Below are 18,332 nucleotides of genomic sequence, written 5' to 3' on the forward strand. Positions count from 1 at the left end.
AGGAGTCCATTTGCGCAAAGACTGCAACCTTGTTGGACACGATCATGCGCGAAAACAAAGAGTTAGAGAGTTACAGCAGGATGAACGGCACCATTCGAATTCAGCCTGCGCTAGCGTACCGCTCGGGTAAAATGATCGAGGCTATATGACCCGCTCAGCACCTGCGCGGCCAGTCTGAGATCTGAGGTGTCAAGCCCTGTGCGAAACTTCGCATGGGTCGCACGCAACGTCCACTGCGCCGCCTCCTGTTCTGCTACCGACCCTTCCGCAAGGGCGAGGCTTGTGGCGGCTCTGAGTGCCCAAGACTGGCTTTCCTGCCGCGCAGACAACTCGAGCGAACGAACAAAGTGCCCCCTAGCTGCTGCCAGTCCCTCGCCATTGCTCCTGGCCAGTTCGCCCCTGATTCGGTGCAATTCGGGCGCGTACCATTCGTTCCCGTCCAGGCGGATTTGTGCACGCTCGAACATCACAAACCCCTCCTGTGCACGGCCGGTAGCGGCGAGGCACCCCGCGAATTCCGCCTGAAAGATCCAGTTGAATACGCCATAGCGAGAAGCTGAGAGCTTCTCCAAACCGGCATAGAGCAATCGCGAGGGGGATTCCGTTTCTCCTTGCCGCATCCTGCAGAGCCCCTGCATGCTCAGCCCGAAGCCAAGGTAGCTCTCAACCCGATGTTTTGCGGCTACCTCGACCAGCTCGTCGGCCAGTGACACGGTTTCCGCATCGTCAGGGTCCGTCAAATACGTGGTGAAGCTGGCCCAGGTGAGCGCCACACAGAGTGGCACGGCGTGGTCGAGTTGGCGCGCCTCAGCGATGGCCGTCCGATTGAGCCGCCGCGCGTGATCCGGATCACCGCGTAGCCATTTCAGGTTCGCCAAAACGGACAGAGCGTCGACCCTGCGATCGTAGCCGAATCGGTCGAGCATCGCCCGTCTCGAATCTTCGTCATCGCGATTGAGCGATAGTTCGAAGCGGCTTTCAGCTTCCGACAGCCGTCCCGTATGATGGTAGGTTACCCCACGCATGTAGTTGGCTGTCGCGATGGCGCCTCGGACACCGATCCGTTCGGCCATGTCGCCGTGATCGTCCGCAAGTCTGGTCGCCTCCGCGTAGTTCGGAAGGCGAATCTGGTGTGCCCATAGCACGAGCAAAGCTACGAGCTCGCTTTCGGCATCTCCGAGGCCGCCGGCAAGGAGGCGGGACCTCGCCCAGCTCGAGTATGATCCGTCGGTCAAGCCACCGGTGAACATCAGACAACTGGCAAGTGCGGACTGAATGACCAATTCATGCCGGGTGCCCAAGGTCGCTGCGTCCAGCCGATCGACAGCTCTCGCCATCCACTCTCGGCATTCGGTCAGTAGCGACATAGCCATCAGCAACGGCGCAGCAACCGCTGCTAGCTTGACTGCCAACTCGCTATTTCCCCCCGGACCGAAGCTCCACTCGAGGGCGGCTCGCACGTTTCCGAGAAACTCCTTCGCATGCTGCGTGCCATCCGGCAGGGCGCTGTTTGCCTCCAGATATTTGATCACGTAGTTCGCATGCCGAGCCGCAGTTGCGTCATGCTCATCGCTCGCGGTCAGCTTCTCCAGGGCATAGGCGCGCGTCGTGTCGAGCAGGCGATAGCTCGCGCCATGGGAGTCGATGCGGGCAACGATCAGCGACTTCTCGACGAGATTGCCCACCGCGTCGGTGACATCCGAGCGGTCCATGCCTTCTTGCTCGGCCACCGCGAGTGCCGCTTTCAGCGAAAATCGTCCCCTGAAGATCGCCAGCCGCCGCAAGACGTCACGCTCGCCCTCGGAAAGGAGGTCGTGGCTCCAGTCAAGCGTCGCTCTCAGCGTCTGATGCCGCGGCTTTGCGGTGCGTCGGCCAAGCTTGAGCAGGTCAAGGCGAGAGGCCAGCCTTGCGGCAGTATCCCGCAAGCCAAAGGCCGCCGCTGTCCTGGCCGCGAGCTCGATCGCCAGAGGCAGGCCATCGAGCGCGCGGCATATTTCGGCGACAAAGGCCGCATCATCCACGCCAAGCGAAAGATCAATACCTCGCGCGCTGACCCGATCCATGAACAGCCGCGCAGCAGGATAGGACAGGATCTCATCCGCGGTCTGTCCAGCCTGTTCGGGCGGGCAATCCAGCGGCTGAAGTTGCAAAACGTGCTCACCGGCGATCCGCAACGCCTCCCTGCTGGTGGCCAGCAGGCAGATGTCGGGCGCAGTTTGACATACGCGATCGGCTATCTCGGCGGTCGCCTCGATCAGGTGCTCGCAGCTATCCAGGATGAGGAGCGCCCTCCGAGATCGCAGGACCTCCAACAATGATCCTTCCGGGTCGCCTGGCTGAGCAACGAACCCCATGGCGGAAGCGATCGCAGTGACGACCTGGTCCTTGTTCCGCAGCACAGAGAGATCAACGAAAAAGACCGCACCCGAGAAGTCGGGCGACTGAGCGTGTCCGACGGCCAGCGCGACCGTCGTCTTGCCGATGCCACCCGCGCCCAGAATGCTTATCAACCGCCCTCCCCTGAGCCTGTTGCGGATCTCGAGAACAACCTGGTCACGACCGACCATCTCACCGAGCGGAGCTGCCAAGTTGGAATGTCGCACAGGTGGATTGCGCTTTTGGTGCGCGTCTTTCTGGCGTGCAACTGGCGCGACAAAAGAATAGCCCCGTCCCTGCACGTTCGTGATGTATTTGCGACCGAACTGGCCCTCGCCCAGAGCCTTGCGCAGCGCCGATAGATGTACGCGCAGACTGCCTTCCTCGACAATCACGTCCGGCCATACCTTGGCAATCAGCTCGTCCTTGGCGACGATCTCACCGGGTCGGTCAACGAGAGTTACAAGAAGGTCAAACGCCCTCGCCCCGAGCGGAACCACTTGGTCCGCCTTCTTGAGCGAGCGCTCACTGACGTTCAGCTCGAATGGACCGAACAGAACCCTGGCCGCATTCCACGAACCTGGCTGCTCAACAGGCATGAACTGGCTCCGCCGAGACCGCTGCGAGCGGCTCAATCGTCTCGCCCTGCGGTGACCTTATGCCGCGATCACCTCGGTGGACGCGAGCGTTCGCCTCGATAGCGAGCAATTACCCATTCGCAGGTTAACGTCAACATACAACGCATACCCTGTTTGGAACGTGGGTCGCTTCACGCCATGCTAACATCGACGGGAAACCCTGGACAAGCCCTATTATGATGTGCCGAGCAAATGCTCCAGCTTTGGGCAATTGCTTATTCAGCCATGCGCTAACCAGAACTGGTTAGCGGGAGACTGGATAGCAGGCTAATTGCAGGGAGACTTCTCGCTTAGGTGGGCCGACAAGCCGAGGCGCGCGTAGCGCCCATGCCGGAGCGGGCACGCCTTCGTGCGGCTGCACGGCTAACACGGCATCTCTCGACGCAAACGAGCATTCGGCCACGGTCGCGCCCCAGCACATGAGGCGACGCTCCGGTGGGTGAACGCTTTTTTGCATACAGTCTCGTATCGCCGGCGCGGCGGGCCTCAAGGGTCAGTTGTGCCATGGGGTCTCGCGTTCGCGCCGCCAGTTGGCCGGGCTTTGGCCAAACGCCTGCCTGAATAGCTTGGACAAATGTGCCTGGTCGGAACATCCGACGTTCAAGGCGATTTCGCTCAGCGAGGCAGAACTGGTCAGCATCATGTGACAGGCTTCCTCGAGCCGTCGCCTGATGATGTAAGCGTGCGGCGGTTCCCCAAATGCCAGCTTGAACGAGCGCGAGAAATGCGCCGTGCTCCGCCGCGCTATGGCGCTGAGGTCACTCGCGTGGATGGTTCGGTGCAGGTTCCGGTCGATGAAGGACCTGACGCGCGCTATCTGCCAACCCGCCAACCCACCCGTTCGGGTGCCGTGGACGGCTGAGCGTCGATCAATCTCCGACCGGAGGATGGATGCGGCGGCGGCCAGCGTGGTCTTTGCTGCCTCCCGGTCATGCTCGAGTTCGCTTGTTGCTGCTTCGAGGAGCAGTGCGAGGCTGTTTGCCAGGGAACCAAACTCGAAATCGGTTGGGGGCGAAACGTCTGCAACCTCCTCGTATGGCCGTTCCATATCGAACCTCACAAACGACCCACCGCCACAATGGGGACGCATGAGAGGATGGCCCAGAGGCGCCGGATTGACTTGTTAAGAGACGTTGTGAAGCGTTAATCGTTTTACGCAGCCGCTAATCTCCGCGCGGCTCGCCGGAACGGACCGGCAATGATGATGCGCTCCTACTGTCTCCTGTAGCGGTTGGCGCCGCCCGGAAGGTCAGCTTCGCGATCATCGGGAGGTGTGGTCCTCCAATATTTTGAGGTCGGTGACGGAGTAGGCGAGCGAATAGCGGAATCCTGACTCTATCCGTTGCGGCACCAGAGAGTGAAGCTCCTCGCCGCGTGCCTCCGGCAGGTTCAGTTCGCCCTCTCCGATCCACGCTTCGGCAACCGCAACATTGTCGGTGACCGACATCGTCAGTTCGTCGATCGCTGGCTTGTCCTGGTGTCCGGCTGCAAGCCGAGGGAAGTAGCGCAGCAACACCGTGGGTCGGCCGAGTAGCGACAGCCCGTCCTGGACAGGCCGGCGCAACGTGATGCGTGCTTCCGCCAGACGTTGGCCGTGTGCAGAAAGGCTCGCTCCAAAGCGACTGCCCGGCGCGAGCGGCGCGGCCGCGGGGCTCTTCGCCGCATAGCTGCGCGTCTGGAAAATGCTGCCCAGCTTCTGGGGAAAACCCTGCGTCCATCCGCGCGCCAGCGCGGCATCGTTGTCGACGAAGACATAGGGACACCACATCACCGGAGTGTCGCCATACATGGCGTCGAGCAGCACAAACGCTTCGCGATACTGGTAGCGAGCGGGATTGAGATATTCGTCATCCTGGGCCGTGAACTGCCGGTCGAGGAACATCACGACGCAACGGCCGTTGGACTTCGGATCGGGCGTGAGGCCGCTCGGCAATGTTGCCGCCGCCGCGCCGGGGTCTGTCCAGAATTCGACACCCACAACGTCACTGGAGTAGTGCCACGGAGGCGGCGGCGTGAGTGCGGCCTGGCCGAAAGGCGACTTCGGAAGGGTAAACCCCTTCAACATTTGTGATCTCCAGCGTCATTCAATTTTGAAGGTGAGGTGTTTCTTTTGAGACGGAGCGCAACCGGAATTGATCGCCATGTGTCGCCGCCTTGTTCATTGCTGCGGCAAGTCACTCCCGCTGGCTGAATGGTTCGAGCGCCCTTCTCGCGTGCTCGTATTCTGAAAGGGGTGCGGGGAAGCATCGGCTAGGCGGTCAGGTCTGCCAGGATCTCGTAGTCGCTGACTGAATACGAGAACGAGAACCGAACGCCGCGCCCGACCTTTATCGGACACAAAGTGTCGAGCTCTTCGCCGCACGCCTCCGGAAAAGCGAGCTCGCCGTCGCCCACCCATAGGTTTGCCAGGACAAGCTTGTCTGAACTCAAGTGAACCAATTCATCAACTGCCGGCTTGTCGTGCATGCCCGCGGAGAGCCGTGGAAAATAACGCCGGGTCATGGTCGGTCGATCGAGGAGACCAACGAGATCGCCCGCTTTGTGCCGCAGGGTGACGCGCGCCTGTGCCAGCACCCGTCCATGCGCGGACAGGTACGCGGCGAACCTGCTGTCGCTGGCAAGCGGCGCCGAGGCCGCGCTGAGCGCGGCAAAAGTTCGAGTCTGGTGCACGGAACCAATCTTTTCAGGGTAGCCGCAGATCCAGCCTCGCAGCAAGGCGGCGTCGTTGTCGACATATGCGTAGGGGCACCAGGCGATTGACGATCCCCGCCAAATCGCATCCAAAAGAACCGCAAAACCGCGGCTCTGGTAGCGTGCCGGATCAAGATGTTCGTCATTCTGCGCGGTAAACTGGTAGTCGAGAAAGAGCGCGACTGCGTGACCGTTACCTTTTCCGTCGAGTTCCACGCCTCTCGGGAGTGTATCGGCCGAGAGTTCCGGGTCACCCCAAAACTCGACCGCCAGAGCATCGCCGGCGAAATGCCAGGGCGGCGGCGGCGTCAATGCGGCCGTCGCAAGGGGAGACAGCGGGACGGCAAAACCCTTCAGCATTTCAAAGCCCCTAGCGGAGACTGTCTATCCGCTGCCGTTAGCGACAAGAATCTAACTCCGCCGAATCCTGGTCGCTTGTGCCGGCATGCTGCGATTTGGTCACTTCTGCGCCCTATCTCCGAGAACAAGGCAACCACGTGATCGTCCTCGCCGGCAGGGCCAACCAGTCCCTGAATAATCCCCTGCGCCTTGGTATTCCCGTGAGGTCGCGGCATGAGCTAGCGTTCGCCGTATGTCTCTCTGAGCCGCTTCTTGTCGAACTTGCCGACGCTTGTCTTGGGGAGCGCATCGACAAACAGGATCATGTCCGGGATTCCGAATTTCGACATCACGCCGGCATCGGCGAAGGCTTTCAGGTGCGCCTTGATCTGCGTGTCGCTGAGATCGTCGCCCGTGTGGGCGTCCCTGATGACGAGCGCCAGCGGTCGTTCTCCCCATTTGTCGTCCTTGACGCCGATGACAGCGGCTTCCGACACACCCTTGCACTGCGAAATGAGATCTTCGAGCTGCAGCGATGACACCCATTCACCACCCGTCTTTATGACGTCCTTGATCCGGTCGACGATCCGGACGTACCCGCCCGGTTCGATGATGCCGATGTCGCCGGTGTGCAGATAGCCGCCGGCCCACAGCTGCTCGGACGCTTCGGCGTTGTCGACATATCCCTGCGTGAGCCACGGCGCGCGCACGACGATTTCGCCGGGCGTTTTTCCGTCATGCGGCAGTTCGCTGCGGTCCGTACCTACCAAACGGATATCGACCAGCGGTGCAGCCATCCCTGCTTTGGTTCGGATATCGATCTCCTTGTCGGAACCGCCTGTGAGATCCGCCGATTTCACCTGCGCCAGGCAAAGCACCGGTGCGCTCTCCGACATGCCATAGCCGGCAAAGACGTCGACGCCCAGCGCAAGCGCCTGTCTGGCAAGCGCCTTCGGCAATTCGGAACCTCCAACCACCATCTTCAGGCCGGCGAGATCGGTTCCTGCCGCCATGGCCGCGCCGAGCAGCATCTGCAGGATCGTAGGCACGCCGTGCGTGAAGGTCACACCCTCGGTTTTGATCAGCTTGACGAGGAAAGCCGGATCGTAGCGTCCCGGATACACTTGCTTGACGCCGGCAAGCGTCGCCGTCCACGGAAACCCCCAGGCGTGCACGTGGAACATCGGGGTGATCGGCATATAGACGTCGTCGCGACAGAACCGGCCTTGTTTTGCGGCGGTACCCAGGAAAGCCATTTCGGCGAGTGAATGCAGAACCAGCTGGCGATGGCTGAAGTGGACCCCCTTCGGCGCACCCGTTGTCCCTGTCGTATAAAAGGTTGTGGCAAGGATGTTCTCGTCGAAGTCCGGAAAGCTGTAGTCGGGCGAAGCGCCGCGCAGCAGGTCCTCATATTCGCCGGCGAACGAAAGCCCGCCGGTCTGGGGCGCCGCTCGATCCGACATCAGGATCAGCGTCCTCACCTTGGGCAGTTGCTGCTTGATGCCTTCCAGAACCGGGACGAAGTCGTCATTGACCAGAAGCACTGACGAGCCTGCGTGATCGATCGTATAGGCGAGTTGTTCCGGCGACAGACGCACGTTCACCGTCTGCAAGACCGCGCCCATCATGGGAACTGCAAAATAGGCTTCCAGGAATCGGTTGCTGTCCCAGTCGAGTATGCCGACGGTGTCGCCGGCGCGGACGCCAAGCCTATCGAGGCTGTATGCGAGCCGCCCGATGCGCTCGCGCAACTGGCGATAGGTGAGACGCCCCCTATCCCGATAGACGATCTCCTGATCGGGCGCCTGCAGAAGCGGGGTATGCCACAGCTGCTTGATGAGCAAGGGATATTGATAGGCGGAGCTGGTGACTTCTATAGGTCTTCCGGCCATGGCGGCGTCCTCGGGGATATGTCGCGCGTCAGCGCTCGATGGCGAGGACGCCGGCCCAGTGGCGTTGATGACGCGGGCCTCACTTTGACCCGCCTTGTTGCTAGGCGACGCGATCGGTTTTTCTCGGCTGCGCCGCTTGTTCAGCCGCCTTGTTTCGCAATTCCAGAAGCCCAAGCAGGACCTCGTCTCGCTCGGCGGCCAGGTCGTTAATCGACCGCGAACCCACCTCGGCGCGAACGCCATCGATCAGCTTCTGCTGAAGTTCCGGTGTCAGTTCCGGCGAACCGAGGACCTTCCACCATGCCGTCATCGGACCGGTGAATTGCTGCAGGAAATGCTCCATGCCGCCTTGGCCGCCGCCGAGATGATTGAGCAGCACCTGGCCCATGATGCCCCACCGCAGTCCCGGTCCCCAGGAGAGCGCGGTGTCGACGTCGGCGACACTGACGACGCCCTCGCCAACCAGATGATACACCTCCCGCGCAAGCGCAGACTGCAACCGATTGGCGACATGCCCGGGCACTTCCTTGTGCAGCCGGACCGTTTTCTTGCCCAGAGCCGTGTAGAATTCCGAAGCGCGCCGAATCGTCTCCTCGGACGTCCTGGCGCCGCCGACGATCTCGACCAACGGGACCAGATGCGGCGGATTGAACGGATGCGCGATGACGCAACGTTCGGGGTGGAACGGGCAACCGGACTGGATCTCGCTCATTGTCAGGCCCGATGAGCTCGAGGCGATGATCACATCGGACGGCAGCAGTTCGTCGAGCTGACCGTACAGCTTTTTCTTGAAGTCGATCCGCTCCGGTCCATTCTCTTGGACGAGATCGGCTCCCTTGACGGCCTCCGACATGTCTGCGGTAAAGGCCAGCCGCATTGGAGAGGCCCCGGGGGAGAGCCCCAGCCTGTCGAGCGCGGGCCAGGCCGCATCGACAAAGCGTCTCAATGAAGCTTCCGCATCCGGAGCGATATCCGTCGCCACGACATCGAGCCCCTTTGCCAGGAACTGTGCTGCCCAGCTGGCGCCGATGACACCCGTCCCGATAATGGCGACCTGAGAGATCTGCTTGCTGCCAGCCATGGTCATTTCTCCGTCGAGGGGATTTCGGCGTACGCGACGCCGGACAGATTGCCTTCGGCGAAGAGAAGCGCGCGCTTCTGGGAGCCATCGAGCTTTGCCGAATAGACGGAGCCGCCAAGGTCGGTGACGAACATCCGATTGCCGGGAACATCGAGCGCGATACCGATACCTTCCATCAGGTCGCTGACGACGAGCTCAGGTGCGTATCCATTTCTGGCCGGTGCATCGATCGAGGCCCGATTGACCGTATTGCCGGCTGGCGGATTGCCGCGATCCGTCCAGTAGAGAACGCGGCTCTCGAGGTCGAGCTCGAGGTCGATTGGTTCAGGCAGCTCGTCGAACCATGTTTCGATGTCCGTTCGACTGGCGGCGTCCTCGCCCTTGGGTATGTCTATGCCCGCCCGGAAGATGCAGCCGAGGCCGGCATTGTCCGGACCCTTCTGTGTCCAGTAAATTTGCCCACGAACAGGGTCGACCGTAATACCCACGCACCAATTGGTGGCGTCGCGGCTGTCGTCCTCGCCCTCGCCTGTCTGTACCAGCGTTTCGACACCCGAACCGTCGAGATTTGCGCACATCACCCGCATGCCCTCGCGGTCACACCAGTAGAGCTTGCCGCTCCGCTTCTCCAGGTGAAGCTGCTTTGGTGTGTGCGTGATGCCCTGGGGGACGATCACCTTGCGATTGCTACCATTGAGGTCGGCGCGCTCGATCGAACCGTCGTTCAGGTTGGGCACCCCCATGTTTGTCCAGTAGATATGACCGGCCTCGACATCGACCACTATGCCGTCGGGCAGATGACAGCCGGTGACGATGACCTTCCGGTCGGAGCCGTCCGGGTTCATAGCGTGGATGCGGTCACCACTCAGCTCGAGAACGAACAGGCGGCCAACCGAGTCCTTGCGGTTCGATGTTGGTTTCGACTTCGTCGCGAAAGCGTCATTCATTGGCTCTCTCCTTTCACAGGGCCTCGATGCCGAAGTGCGGCATCCTGCAAATTCGTTCGTCCCCAGCGGCCCTAGGCGGCCGCTGCAGGTTTCCTGGTTTTGGTGAAGTCGGGAGGGCGCTTTTCCAGAAAGGCCGTCAGCGCCTCGTTCGCCTCATCAGAGCGAACGTGCACGCTGAATGCCTCGTTCTCGGCCTGCATTGCCGCTTTGAACTGTTCGCGAAACGAACGCTTGAGAAGTCGCTTGGAGGCTTGGAGCGCACCAGCCGGTTTCCCTGACAGCTTCCGCGCCGTTTCGATCGCCACCGGCAGCAGGTTCTCATCGAGCACAACTTGTGTGACCAATCCCAGGTCCGCTGCGCGCCTGGCATCGAACGCTGACCCCAGCAGAATGAGCTCGGCAGAGCGAATGTGCCCGATGGTCGCCGGAACGGCGTAGCTCGACCCGAATTCCGGCACCAAAGCCAGGTTGATGAAAGGCATCTGGAACCGGGTGCTTTCGCCTGCATAGACGAAGTCGCAGTGCAACAGCACGGTGGTCCCGCTTCCGACTGCGGCACCGCGCACGGCCGCAACGATCGGCTTGTCGAAATCGACCAGTGCGTTCATCAGCCGGGCCTGAGGAGATTCTCCAGGACCCGGAGGGTTCTTCAGAAAGTCCTGGATATCGTTGCCGGCGCTGAAGGCGTCTCCCGCGCCATGCCACAGCACGACACGTACGCCCTCATCCTTGGCCGCGTCCTTGAAGACATCAGCGAGCTTCGCGTACATGCTCGAAGTCAGCGCGTTCTTCTTTTCCGTCCGGTTCAATTCAACGCGAAGCACGCCGTCGGACCGTTCCGTAACTATCTCATCCATCGTCTTCAATTCCCGTTCGTCCAAAATTCGCTTGAGCTCGGCAAAGCTCGAGGAGTTGTGGTGCTTCGTTCTATGCGGCACGCCCTGGCGCCCTTGGAACAGTTCCGCCGGCCTGCAGCCCGTCAATCTCCGTAGAGCTGAAGCCGAGCTGCTTGAGGATTTCCTCGCTGTGCTCGCCAAGCTCAGGCGCGCGCCGGGCCGGAGCCTTGGCGACGCCATGCACCTTCAACGGGCTGCCGATCGTGGAATTGAGGTTTCCACCGGCGCCCTCGAGCGACACGACGATATCATTCGCCCTGAGCTGCGGGTCCTTGATCACTTCGCTGGGTGCCTGCACCACGCCGAAGGTTAGATGGGCGTGCTCGAAGACTTCGCCCCAGTGTGCCATCGGCTGCGCAGCAAAGATCTGATCCAGAAGCGCGGTGAGTTGCCCTGAATTCGCGGCCTGTTTTGCAGGGTCCGCGAAACGGGCATCCGTCAGGAGATCCGGACGACCAATCGCATTGACCAGAGCCGGCCATTTGTCGGGTGTCAGCACGATCAAGAACCATGTCTCGTCGGCCGCCCGATAGACATTCAAGGTCGCGTTCGGCGGGTTGGCGCGATCGTGCAATGGGAAGAACGTGGCATCGGCAAGCGCAGCCTGTGCCGTGACAGCACTGGCCCAGACGCCGGCAGCGAGCAGCGAGGTGGTGACGTACGAACCCTTCCCCGTGCGTTCCCGCCGGTAGAGCGCCGTGACGATTGCCGAATAGAGGCTGACCGCCGTCGCATGGTCGCCGCTGCCTGCTACTGGCAGTGTCGGCGGGGCACCGGCATCTCGTGTCAATGACAGCAGTCCGCTTCGTGCCCAGTAGGCCGTGATGTCGAACCCCGGAAGCTGTGCATCAGGCCCGTCGTCGCCATAGCCGGTAACGTCCGCATAGATCAGACGCGGGTTCCACGGCACGACATCGTCATAACCGAGCTTGAGTTTTTCGCGAGCCGGATGCGGCGTGTTGACGATCAGAACGTCGGCCCACTCCACCAGCCGCCGCAGAACCTCCCACGCTTCGGGCGACTTCAGATCGAGCGCCAATCCGCGCTTGTTGCGGTTGTTGAGATGCCAGGGGTAGTTATCCTTTGACCGAGGCTGCGGCGGGACCTTGTATCCGATCCGCCACGTGTCGCCGGTTGGCGGCTCGACCTTGATGACGTCGGCGCCGAAGTCGGACAGGATCACCGCGGCGGCTGGCCCCGCGATGAAGCTGGCCAAGTCTACCACCTTCAGTCCGGCGAAAATGTTGTCGGTTGCCATATGGGCTGTCCTTTCTGAATTGCCGTATGCGTCGGGTTTGTTCAGCGTCCACGGAACTGTGGCGCGCGCTTCTCGAGGAAGGCGGTCGTCCCCTCCTTCTTGTCCTCGGTTGCCGCGCACAGCCCGAAGTAGGAGGCCTCGAGCAGCAGGCCTTCGCCTTGGCTCGTCTCCATCCCCTTGTTTGCCGCCTCGAGCGCGAACCTGATGGCAATCGGAGCGTTGGCGGCGATCTTCCGCAGGATCGCCTCGGCGCGCGTGATCAGCTCGGCGGCCGGAACAATCTCGTTGACCAGCCCGATCCGATGCGCCTCCTGGGCTGTAATCATCTCCCCGGAGAGAATAAGCTGAAGGGCGCGGCCCTTGCCGACCAGCCGCGGCAGTCGTTGCGTTCCACCGCCACCGGGTACCAATCCCAGTGTGACTTCCGGCTGGCCGAACCTCGCCGTTTCCACCGCGATCCTGATTGTGCAGGCCATCGCCGTCTCACAGCCGCCGCCGAGCGCAAATCCGTTCACGGCTGCAATCACCGGCTTGCCGAGATTCTCAATGAGATCGAGCACCCCCTGCCCGAACCGGCTGGACTGTTCAGCTTCGAACGCTGATACCTCTGCAAGCTCGCTGATGTCGGCGCCCGCGATGAAAGCCTTGTCGCCGGCACCCGTCAGGATGACGCCACGTATCGCAGCGTCGTCCCGAGCGTCCGCGAAGGCCGTTCCCAAATCCGACCACGTCGGCGTATTGAGCGCGTTGAGAAGCTTTGGGCGATTGACGGTGACGTAGGCAATAGCGCCCTTCTTCTCATAGAGGACGTTTGCGAGCGCCAGGCCCGCCGTTTCCACGGCCATGATGATACTCCTGTTCGAAAAAGGGGGGCGAGCCAGGGCGGGGGGAGCGACCCTGGCTCGCCGCTGCTCACACGAATGCGCCAAGGCCGGTGATGGCTTTGCCGACGATCAGATTCTGCATCTGATAGGTGCCTTCGTATGAGTAGAGCGCTTCGGCGTCGTTGAAGAAGCGCGCGACATTGTAGTCGGCGACGATGCCGTTGCCGCCGAGCAGCTCGCGTCCCCACGAAACCGTTTCGCGCGACTTTGCCGTGCAGAACGCCTTGGCTAGTGAGGCGTGGTGGTCGGCGAGCTTGCCTTCGTCATCCATTTGCGCCAGGCGAACCATCAGGCACTGGCACGCGGTCACGTTGGCGAGCATCTTGGCGAGGATATCCTGCACCATCTGGAACGAAGCGATCGGTTTGCCGAACTGCAGACGCTCCTGTGTGTATTTGAGTGTTGCTTCGAACGCGCCCATCTGGATGCCGGTCGACGCCCAGCCGACCATGTAACGCGTCATCCGCAGCACCCGCGCGGTATCGCGAAACGAGTTGCCGCCCTGCAGGCGGTTGGCTTCCGGAATGCGGACATCCTTGAGTGTGATGACACCGTTCTGAACGACCTTGAGCGCAATCTTGTATTCGATCTTTTCGACGCTGAAGCCTGGCGTCGTCTTGTTCTCGACGATAAAGCCCTTCACCTGATTGTCGGCGAGGTCGCGCGCCCAGATGATCGACACGTCGCACCACGTCGCGTTGCCGATCCAGCGCTTCTGGCCATTGAGCACCCACGTATCGCCCTCGCGCTTGGCGGTGGTGGTCAGGCCTCCGCTCGTGCCCGAACCGACCAGTGGCTCGGTCAGGCCGAAGCAGCCGATCTTGTCCCAGCGCGCCATCGGCGGCAGCCACTTGTGCTTCTGCTCCTCGGAGCCGTCGAGATAGATCGAGCCCATGGCCAGGCCGCTATGCACGCCGAAGAAAGTGCAGAACGAAGCGTCGACGCGTGCCAACTCCATTGCGACAAAGCCGAACAGCTTCTGGCTGCCGCCGGCGCAGCCATAACCCTCGTAGCCAAGGCCACCGAGTCCCAGTTCCTTGAACGAAGGCAGCAGCTCGAAGGGAAACGCGTCTTCGGACCAGTACTTGTTGATGATCGGCTGGACCTTGCTCTCCATATAGGCCCGCACCTTCTTGACCACCGCCAATTCGTCGGGGGTCAGGACATCGACAAGCTGGTAGAAGTCGCTGTTCGGCGCGGGTAAAGGCTTCGCCTTCTTGTCTTCCTTGGTCGCAACCGCCATTGCCATCCTTCGTTCTCCTGCTCGATTGTCCCGATCTCTCGGAATGAAGTGTGAGTGGGACTATGGCTTCGGCCGGCGCTTTCTTCTTGGAGAACTCTGCGGCGGGTAGGACGCCTGTGCCCCCAATCCTCATGATCTCAGCGGTGCTTGCTTCGGTTCGCGAAATGGCACCGGAATGGCAAGGCCTACGAATGCGGGCAAGACATAAGGTCCGCTCCACGAGCCGCGGCGCGCGGCGCAACCAGTCTGGATTGATGTGGTTCGCTATAAGGAAATCAGAAGGGGATCGACTTTCCTTCAAAAACCGGGCGATTGGACAGCCGGCCTCGCGGATCGCGAATGACCACCTGAACCGCCATGCTGACCGGTTCTGTGTCCACACCCAGGCCATCAACCGGAGATCCAATATCACTATCCATTCGGCGGTTCGTTCTGAAAGAACTGACGGCTCCGTTGGAGGGCGTCGCCGAATGTCTTCTCTCCCTCGCTAAGAAGGTGCTTCGGCTTATGTTTGCACACCACCTCGCAGTCGCAGCCGGGGCCTTCGCTGTCGCAGAGCTCGAAGTACTCAGGTTTGTCACCTGCCTCCTTCCCCAACAGCATGAGCGATGCGATCTGCCGAAGCCGCCTGGAAGTCATGTCGGCGTAGTCGTGAACAGTCCTGAGGACTGCGGCGGCCTGCATCAAATTGACCGCCGTCTGGCCGCATCTCTGGGCGCCTTTCAGGTTTTCCTGTGCGCTGTGTTTGAGGATGTCGTGCAGCTGCTCAATCAGACCATTTGTCAGGTGGTTGGCGGCCTCCCTGAGCCTCGCACGATCAAAACCATCGTTGGTCGTGGGCTTCTTGACCATTGTCGTGCTCCTGCGAGCTGCTGCGCATTTCAATCGGCTGCAGCAGGAGCTTACTGGGGCCGATCGTCGCTGGATTTGATCGACATGCGCCGGCTTGTTTGTTTCGACGGTTAAAGCAAATGGCTAACAGAACCTTTTGCCCTTGCTGCCGAGCCGCCGGCTACTCCACGCCGAGAGCGGAAACCGCATTGGTGATTTCACGCAGTTGGCAGCAAGATCTCCGCTCACCAGGGTCAGGAGCTTGGCGCGAAGTGCTGGCCGTTCCGAACCGGTTGCCATGATGCGGACCGCATTTACGGCCATGAAATGCTGCGCTCCAAAAAAAAGTGGCGCCCATAATGTCAAGCAGCCTGAGAATCTCTGATCCGTGCTAGCGGAGCTCAGGGGCAGCAACACGCTGATGTCACGACGATTGTCACTATGTCGCTGGCAGATCGTCTCCTAGAGGCAGTCCCAAGCGAGACCATACGTCTACCAGCGCATGACCGAGTTCGCCGACCATGCGGTCCTCGTGCAAAGGTGACGGGGTTATCCGAAGCCTCTCTGTTCCCCTAGGAACGGTGGGGAAGTTGATCGGTTGGATGTAGATACTGTGCTCGCTCAACAGCAAATCGCTGATCGCCCTGCACTTCTCGGGACGCCCACAAATATAGGAATGATGTGGGTATCGGTGTGTCCAACCGGCAGACCGGCATTGGCTAGATGTGATCTTACCTCATCAACGCGCTTTCGGTGATTGAAGCGCTCCCGGTCGGCGGCCTTCAAATGCCGGATCGCCGCGGTCGCTGCCGCTGAGATCGGCGGAGGAAGGGCGGTCGTAAAAATGAAGCCGGGCGCGTATGAGCGGACCGCGTCGATCAGGTTCCTGCTGCCAGCAATGTACCCGCCGAGACAGCCGAAAGCTTCTGCAAGAGTTCCTTCGATCACGTCAATGCGGTGCATGACGCCTTCGCGTGCCGCTACTCCAGCGCCGCGCGGACCGTACAGTCCGACCGCGTGAACTTCATCGCAGTAGGTCATGGCACCGTGCGTTTTGGCTAGCTCGCAGATCTCTGAGATCGGAGCGACATCGCCGTCCATGGAGTAGAGGCTTTCGAACACGATTAGCTTCGGACGCCCCCGCCCCGCCGCCGTGAGCAGCCTTTCCAGATCCGCCATGTTGTTGTGACGCCAAATCATTTTTTCCGCGCCGGACTGGCGGACACCCTCGATGATGGAATTGTGATTGAACTCGTCCGACAGGATCAGGCAGTTCGGGATCAGCTTGGCAATAGTCGAAATGCCCGTCTGGTTCGAGACGTAACCCGAGGTGAAAACCAAGGCGGCCGTCTTGCAATGAAGATCGGCAAGTTCACGCTCGAGCTCGACGATCGGCGAGCTTGTTCCGGCTATATTGCGCGTCCCGCCAGCGCCCACTCCCGCTCTGTTCGCGGTGGAGCACATGGCACCCACAACAGCCGGATGCTGGCTCATTCCGAGATAATCGTTCGAGCACCAGACCACAACCTCCCGGGGGCCTTCCGGAGACTGCCAGATGGCAAGGGGATAGCAGCCAGCAATTCGCTCGAGCTCGACGAACACCCGGTAGCGCTGTTCCTCGCAGAGCCGCGCAAGTGCCGCAGCAAAAAAGTCGCCGTAGCTAGGCGAAGACACGCCCGACCAGAGGTATGGCTGCCTTGAGAGATCTTTGCTTTCGCGCACGGGACGGATCACGGCACTGTAGTTTGTTTGGTCGCGACCGGGACATTTGTGGGTCGTGGGGCTTCAGAAATCAGCCGCGAGCTACGCTGACCGGTCAGATACGACCACAGCCATTGCGATTGCACCCTCCAACGGTTCTGAAGTTGGGGTAGAGCCATCAGGTGAACGAAAACCCATATGAAAAAGGTCAGCATGCCACCCGTTCTCAAATGACCGGACTCCAGGATGGCGAAATTCTTGCCAACGACCGCCATGTTGCCCTTGTCTCGATAGCGAAACGCCCGCTTTGGTTCGCGCCCCTTGATCTGATCGGAGATCAGTCGGCCGACATAGCGCCCTTGCTGGATGGCCGCTTGCGCGACGCCGGGTACGGGTCGTCCGTTCTGCTGTATGGACGCCGCATCGCCGACCACGAATATGTTTGGTTGACCCGGCAAATTGAGGTGAGGCTCGACCAATGCCCTGCCCGCCCGATCCGTCTTGACCCTAAACAGCTTGACGATTGGTGATGCGGCCATGCCTGCCGTCCACAACACGGTCGCGCTTGGAATCCTCTCGCCTCCCGCGATCACACCCTCTGCGTCAACACGGTCGACCTTGACGTTGGTCACGACCTTCACGCCGAGCCTCCCAAGGCGTCTGGCGACCTTTCTCGACAGGGACGGAACAAAGCTCGGAAGAACCCGGTCGCCTCCCTCGATCAAAGTGATCGTGCTGGTTGCCGGATCGATCTTCCGGAAATTCCGCCGCAGTGTGACCCTCACCATCTGTGCGATCGATGCCGCGAGTTCGACGCCCGTCGGTCCGGCACCGACGAGCACAAAATTCATCTGGCGGGTGCGCTCATTCTCATCATCGGTTGCCTCGGCCATTTCGAACGCCCTCAGGATCTTCGTTCGAATCGCCTCAGCGTCGGTGAGATTCTTGATCCCAGGTGCAAAGGCTGCAAATTCGTCGTGGCCAAAATAGCTCGGAAGCGTGCCCGTCGCGACCACGAGGAAATCGAACCGCACCTTGCGGAGGCCGATCCCGGGACAGAGGGTGTCGACCGTGCGATGGGTCGTATCAACGTCGACGACGTCGGCGAGCATCACATCCAAATTGGCTTGCTTCGCCTCAAGTTGCCTGATCGGCGCCGCGATCTCGGACGGCGCGAGCACTGCGGTCGCTACCTGATAGAGCAGCGGCTGGAAGATATGATGATTGCGGCGATCGATCAGAACCACGCCCGCATCGGACTTCTTGAGGGCGCGCGCCGCGGCCACTCCGGCAAAACCGGCCCCGAGGATAACGACCCGCGGCCGCATGGGGCGTGAACCTTCACCGTCGACGGCGTTTTCGGAGGCATCAGTTACAGCCAACATAGCTCGTCACCTCATGATTAGCTGGGGGTCGTGCAACTGGCCGACCTGAAGTCCATGCAATGCGATACCTTCCCTATGCACATCTCTCTTGTACTGATCTGCCGCGAGCGGAACGTACTTGCGGCGTTCGTATTGTGGCGAGCTCAACGGATGCTTGGAGATCCTGGAGG

The 18,332-nt window shown here is 61.0% G+C and carries 13 protein-coding genes and 1 pseudogene; all 14 read right to left on the reverse strand.

Translation table 11 applies throughout. The features are described from left to right. Nucleotides 1-110 precede the first annotated feature (110 nt). Complete coding sequence (locus tag RQ479_RS32235; protein ID WP_376706253.1) at nucleotides 111-2,975, reverse strand: winged helix-turn-helix domain-containing protein; 2,865 nt, start codon at nucleotides 2,973-2,975, stop codon at nucleotides 111-113. Between the two features lie 532 nt (nucleotides 2,976-3,507). Next, on the reverse strand, nucleotides 3,508-4,062 hold the full coding sequence (locus tag RQ479_RS32240) for a helix-turn-helix domain-containing protein (RefSeq protein ID WP_376706254.1): 555 nt from the start codon (nucleotides 4,060-4,062) through the stop codon (nucleotides 3,508-3,510). Nucleotides 4,063-4,275: 213 nt separating this feature from the next. Next, the gene (locus RQ479_RS32245) at nucleotides 4,276-5,079 is read right to left on the reverse strand and encodes an acetoacetate decarboxylase family protein (RefSeq protein WP_376706255.1); all 804 of its coding nucleotides are present in this window, start codon (nucleotides 5,077-5,079) and stop codon (nucleotides 4,276-4,278) included. 185 nt (nucleotides 5,080-5,264) lie between these two features. Then, nucleotides 5,265-6,065, reverse strand: coding sequence for an acetoacetate decarboxylase family protein (locus tag RQ479_RS32250; protein WP_376706256.1), 801 nt, complete (start codon nucleotides 6,063-6,065; stop codon nucleotides 5,265-5,267). A gap of 218 nt (nucleotides 6,066-6,283) precedes the next feature. Next, complete coding sequence (locus RQ479_RS32255) at nucleotides 6,284-7,936, reverse strand: fatty acid--CoA ligase (protein WP_376706257.1); 1,653 nt, start codon at nucleotides 7,934-7,936, stop codon at nucleotides 6,284-6,286. 100 nt (nucleotides 7,937-8,036) lie between these two features. Further along, nucleotides 8,037-9,017: a 3-hydroxyacyl-CoA dehydrogenase NAD-binding domain-containing protein gene (locus RQ479_RS32260; protein ID WP_376706258.1), complete on the reverse strand. Its 981-nt coding sequence runs from the start codon at nucleotides 9,015-9,017 to the stop codon at nucleotides 8,037-8,039. 2 nt (nucleotides 9,018-9,019) lie between these two features. After that, nucleotides 9,020-9,964, reverse strand: coding sequence for a 3-hydroxyacyl-CoA dehydrogenase (locus tag RQ479_RS32265; RefSeq protein WP_376706259.1), 945 nt, complete (start codon nucleotides 9,962-9,964; stop codon nucleotides 9,020-9,022). A gap of 71 nt (nucleotides 9,965-10,035) precedes the next feature. Then, on the reverse strand, nucleotides 10,036-10,821 hold the full coding sequence (locus RQ479_RS32270) for an enoyl-CoA hydratase (RefSeq protein ID WP_376706328.1): 786 nt from the start codon (nucleotides 10,819-10,821) through the stop codon (nucleotides 10,036-10,038). A gap of 70 nt (nucleotides 10,822-10,891) precedes the next feature. Next, complete coding sequence (locus RQ479_RS32275; RefSeq protein WP_376706260.1) at nucleotides 10,892-12,118, reverse strand: CaiB/BaiF CoA transferase family protein; 1,227 nt, start codon at nucleotides 12,116-12,118, stop codon at nucleotides 10,892-10,894. Between the two features lie 41 nt (nucleotides 12,119-12,159). Continuing rightward, the gene (locus RQ479_RS32280) at nucleotides 12,160-12,963 is read right to left on the reverse strand and encodes an enoyl-CoA hydratase-related protein (RefSeq protein WP_376706261.1); all 804 of its coding nucleotides are present in this window, start codon (nucleotides 12,961-12,963) and stop codon (nucleotides 12,160-12,162) included. A gap of 67 nt (nucleotides 12,964-13,030) precedes the next feature. After that, entirely contained in the window at nucleotides 13,031-14,251 is a 1,221-nt protein-coding gene (locus RQ479_RS32285; protein WP_376706262.1) for an acyl-CoA dehydrogenase family protein, read from the reverse strand. Nucleotides 14,252-14,656: 405 nt separating this feature from the next. Further along, nucleotides 14,657-15,097: a hypothetical protein gene (locus tag RQ479_RS32290; RefSeq protein ID WP_376706263.1), complete on the reverse strand. Its 441-nt coding sequence runs from the start codon at nucleotides 15,095-15,097 to the stop codon at nucleotides 14,657-14,659. A 418-nt stretch (nucleotides 15,098-15,515) separates the two neighbouring features. Beyond that, nucleotides 15,516-16,750 (reverse strand): annotated as a pseudogene (hemA, locus tag RQ479_RS32295) (5-aminolevulinate synthase). Nucleotides 16,751-16,806: 56 nt separating this feature from the next. Beyond that, nucleotides 16,807-18,162: an NAD(P)/FAD-dependent oxidoreductase gene (locus RQ479_RS32300; RefSeq protein ID WP_376706264.1), complete on the reverse strand. Its 1,356-nt coding sequence runs from the start codon at nucleotides 18,160-18,162 to the stop codon at nucleotides 16,807-16,809. Between the last annotated feature and the right edge of the window lie 170 nt (nucleotides 18,163-18,332).

Origin of the sequence: Mesorhizobium sp. ISC25, from assembly GCF_042295465.1 — a bacterium.
In the GTDB taxonomy this organism is placed as follows: domain Bacteria; phylum Pseudomonadota; class Alphaproteobacteria; order Rhizobiales; family Rhizobiaceae; genus Mesorhizobium.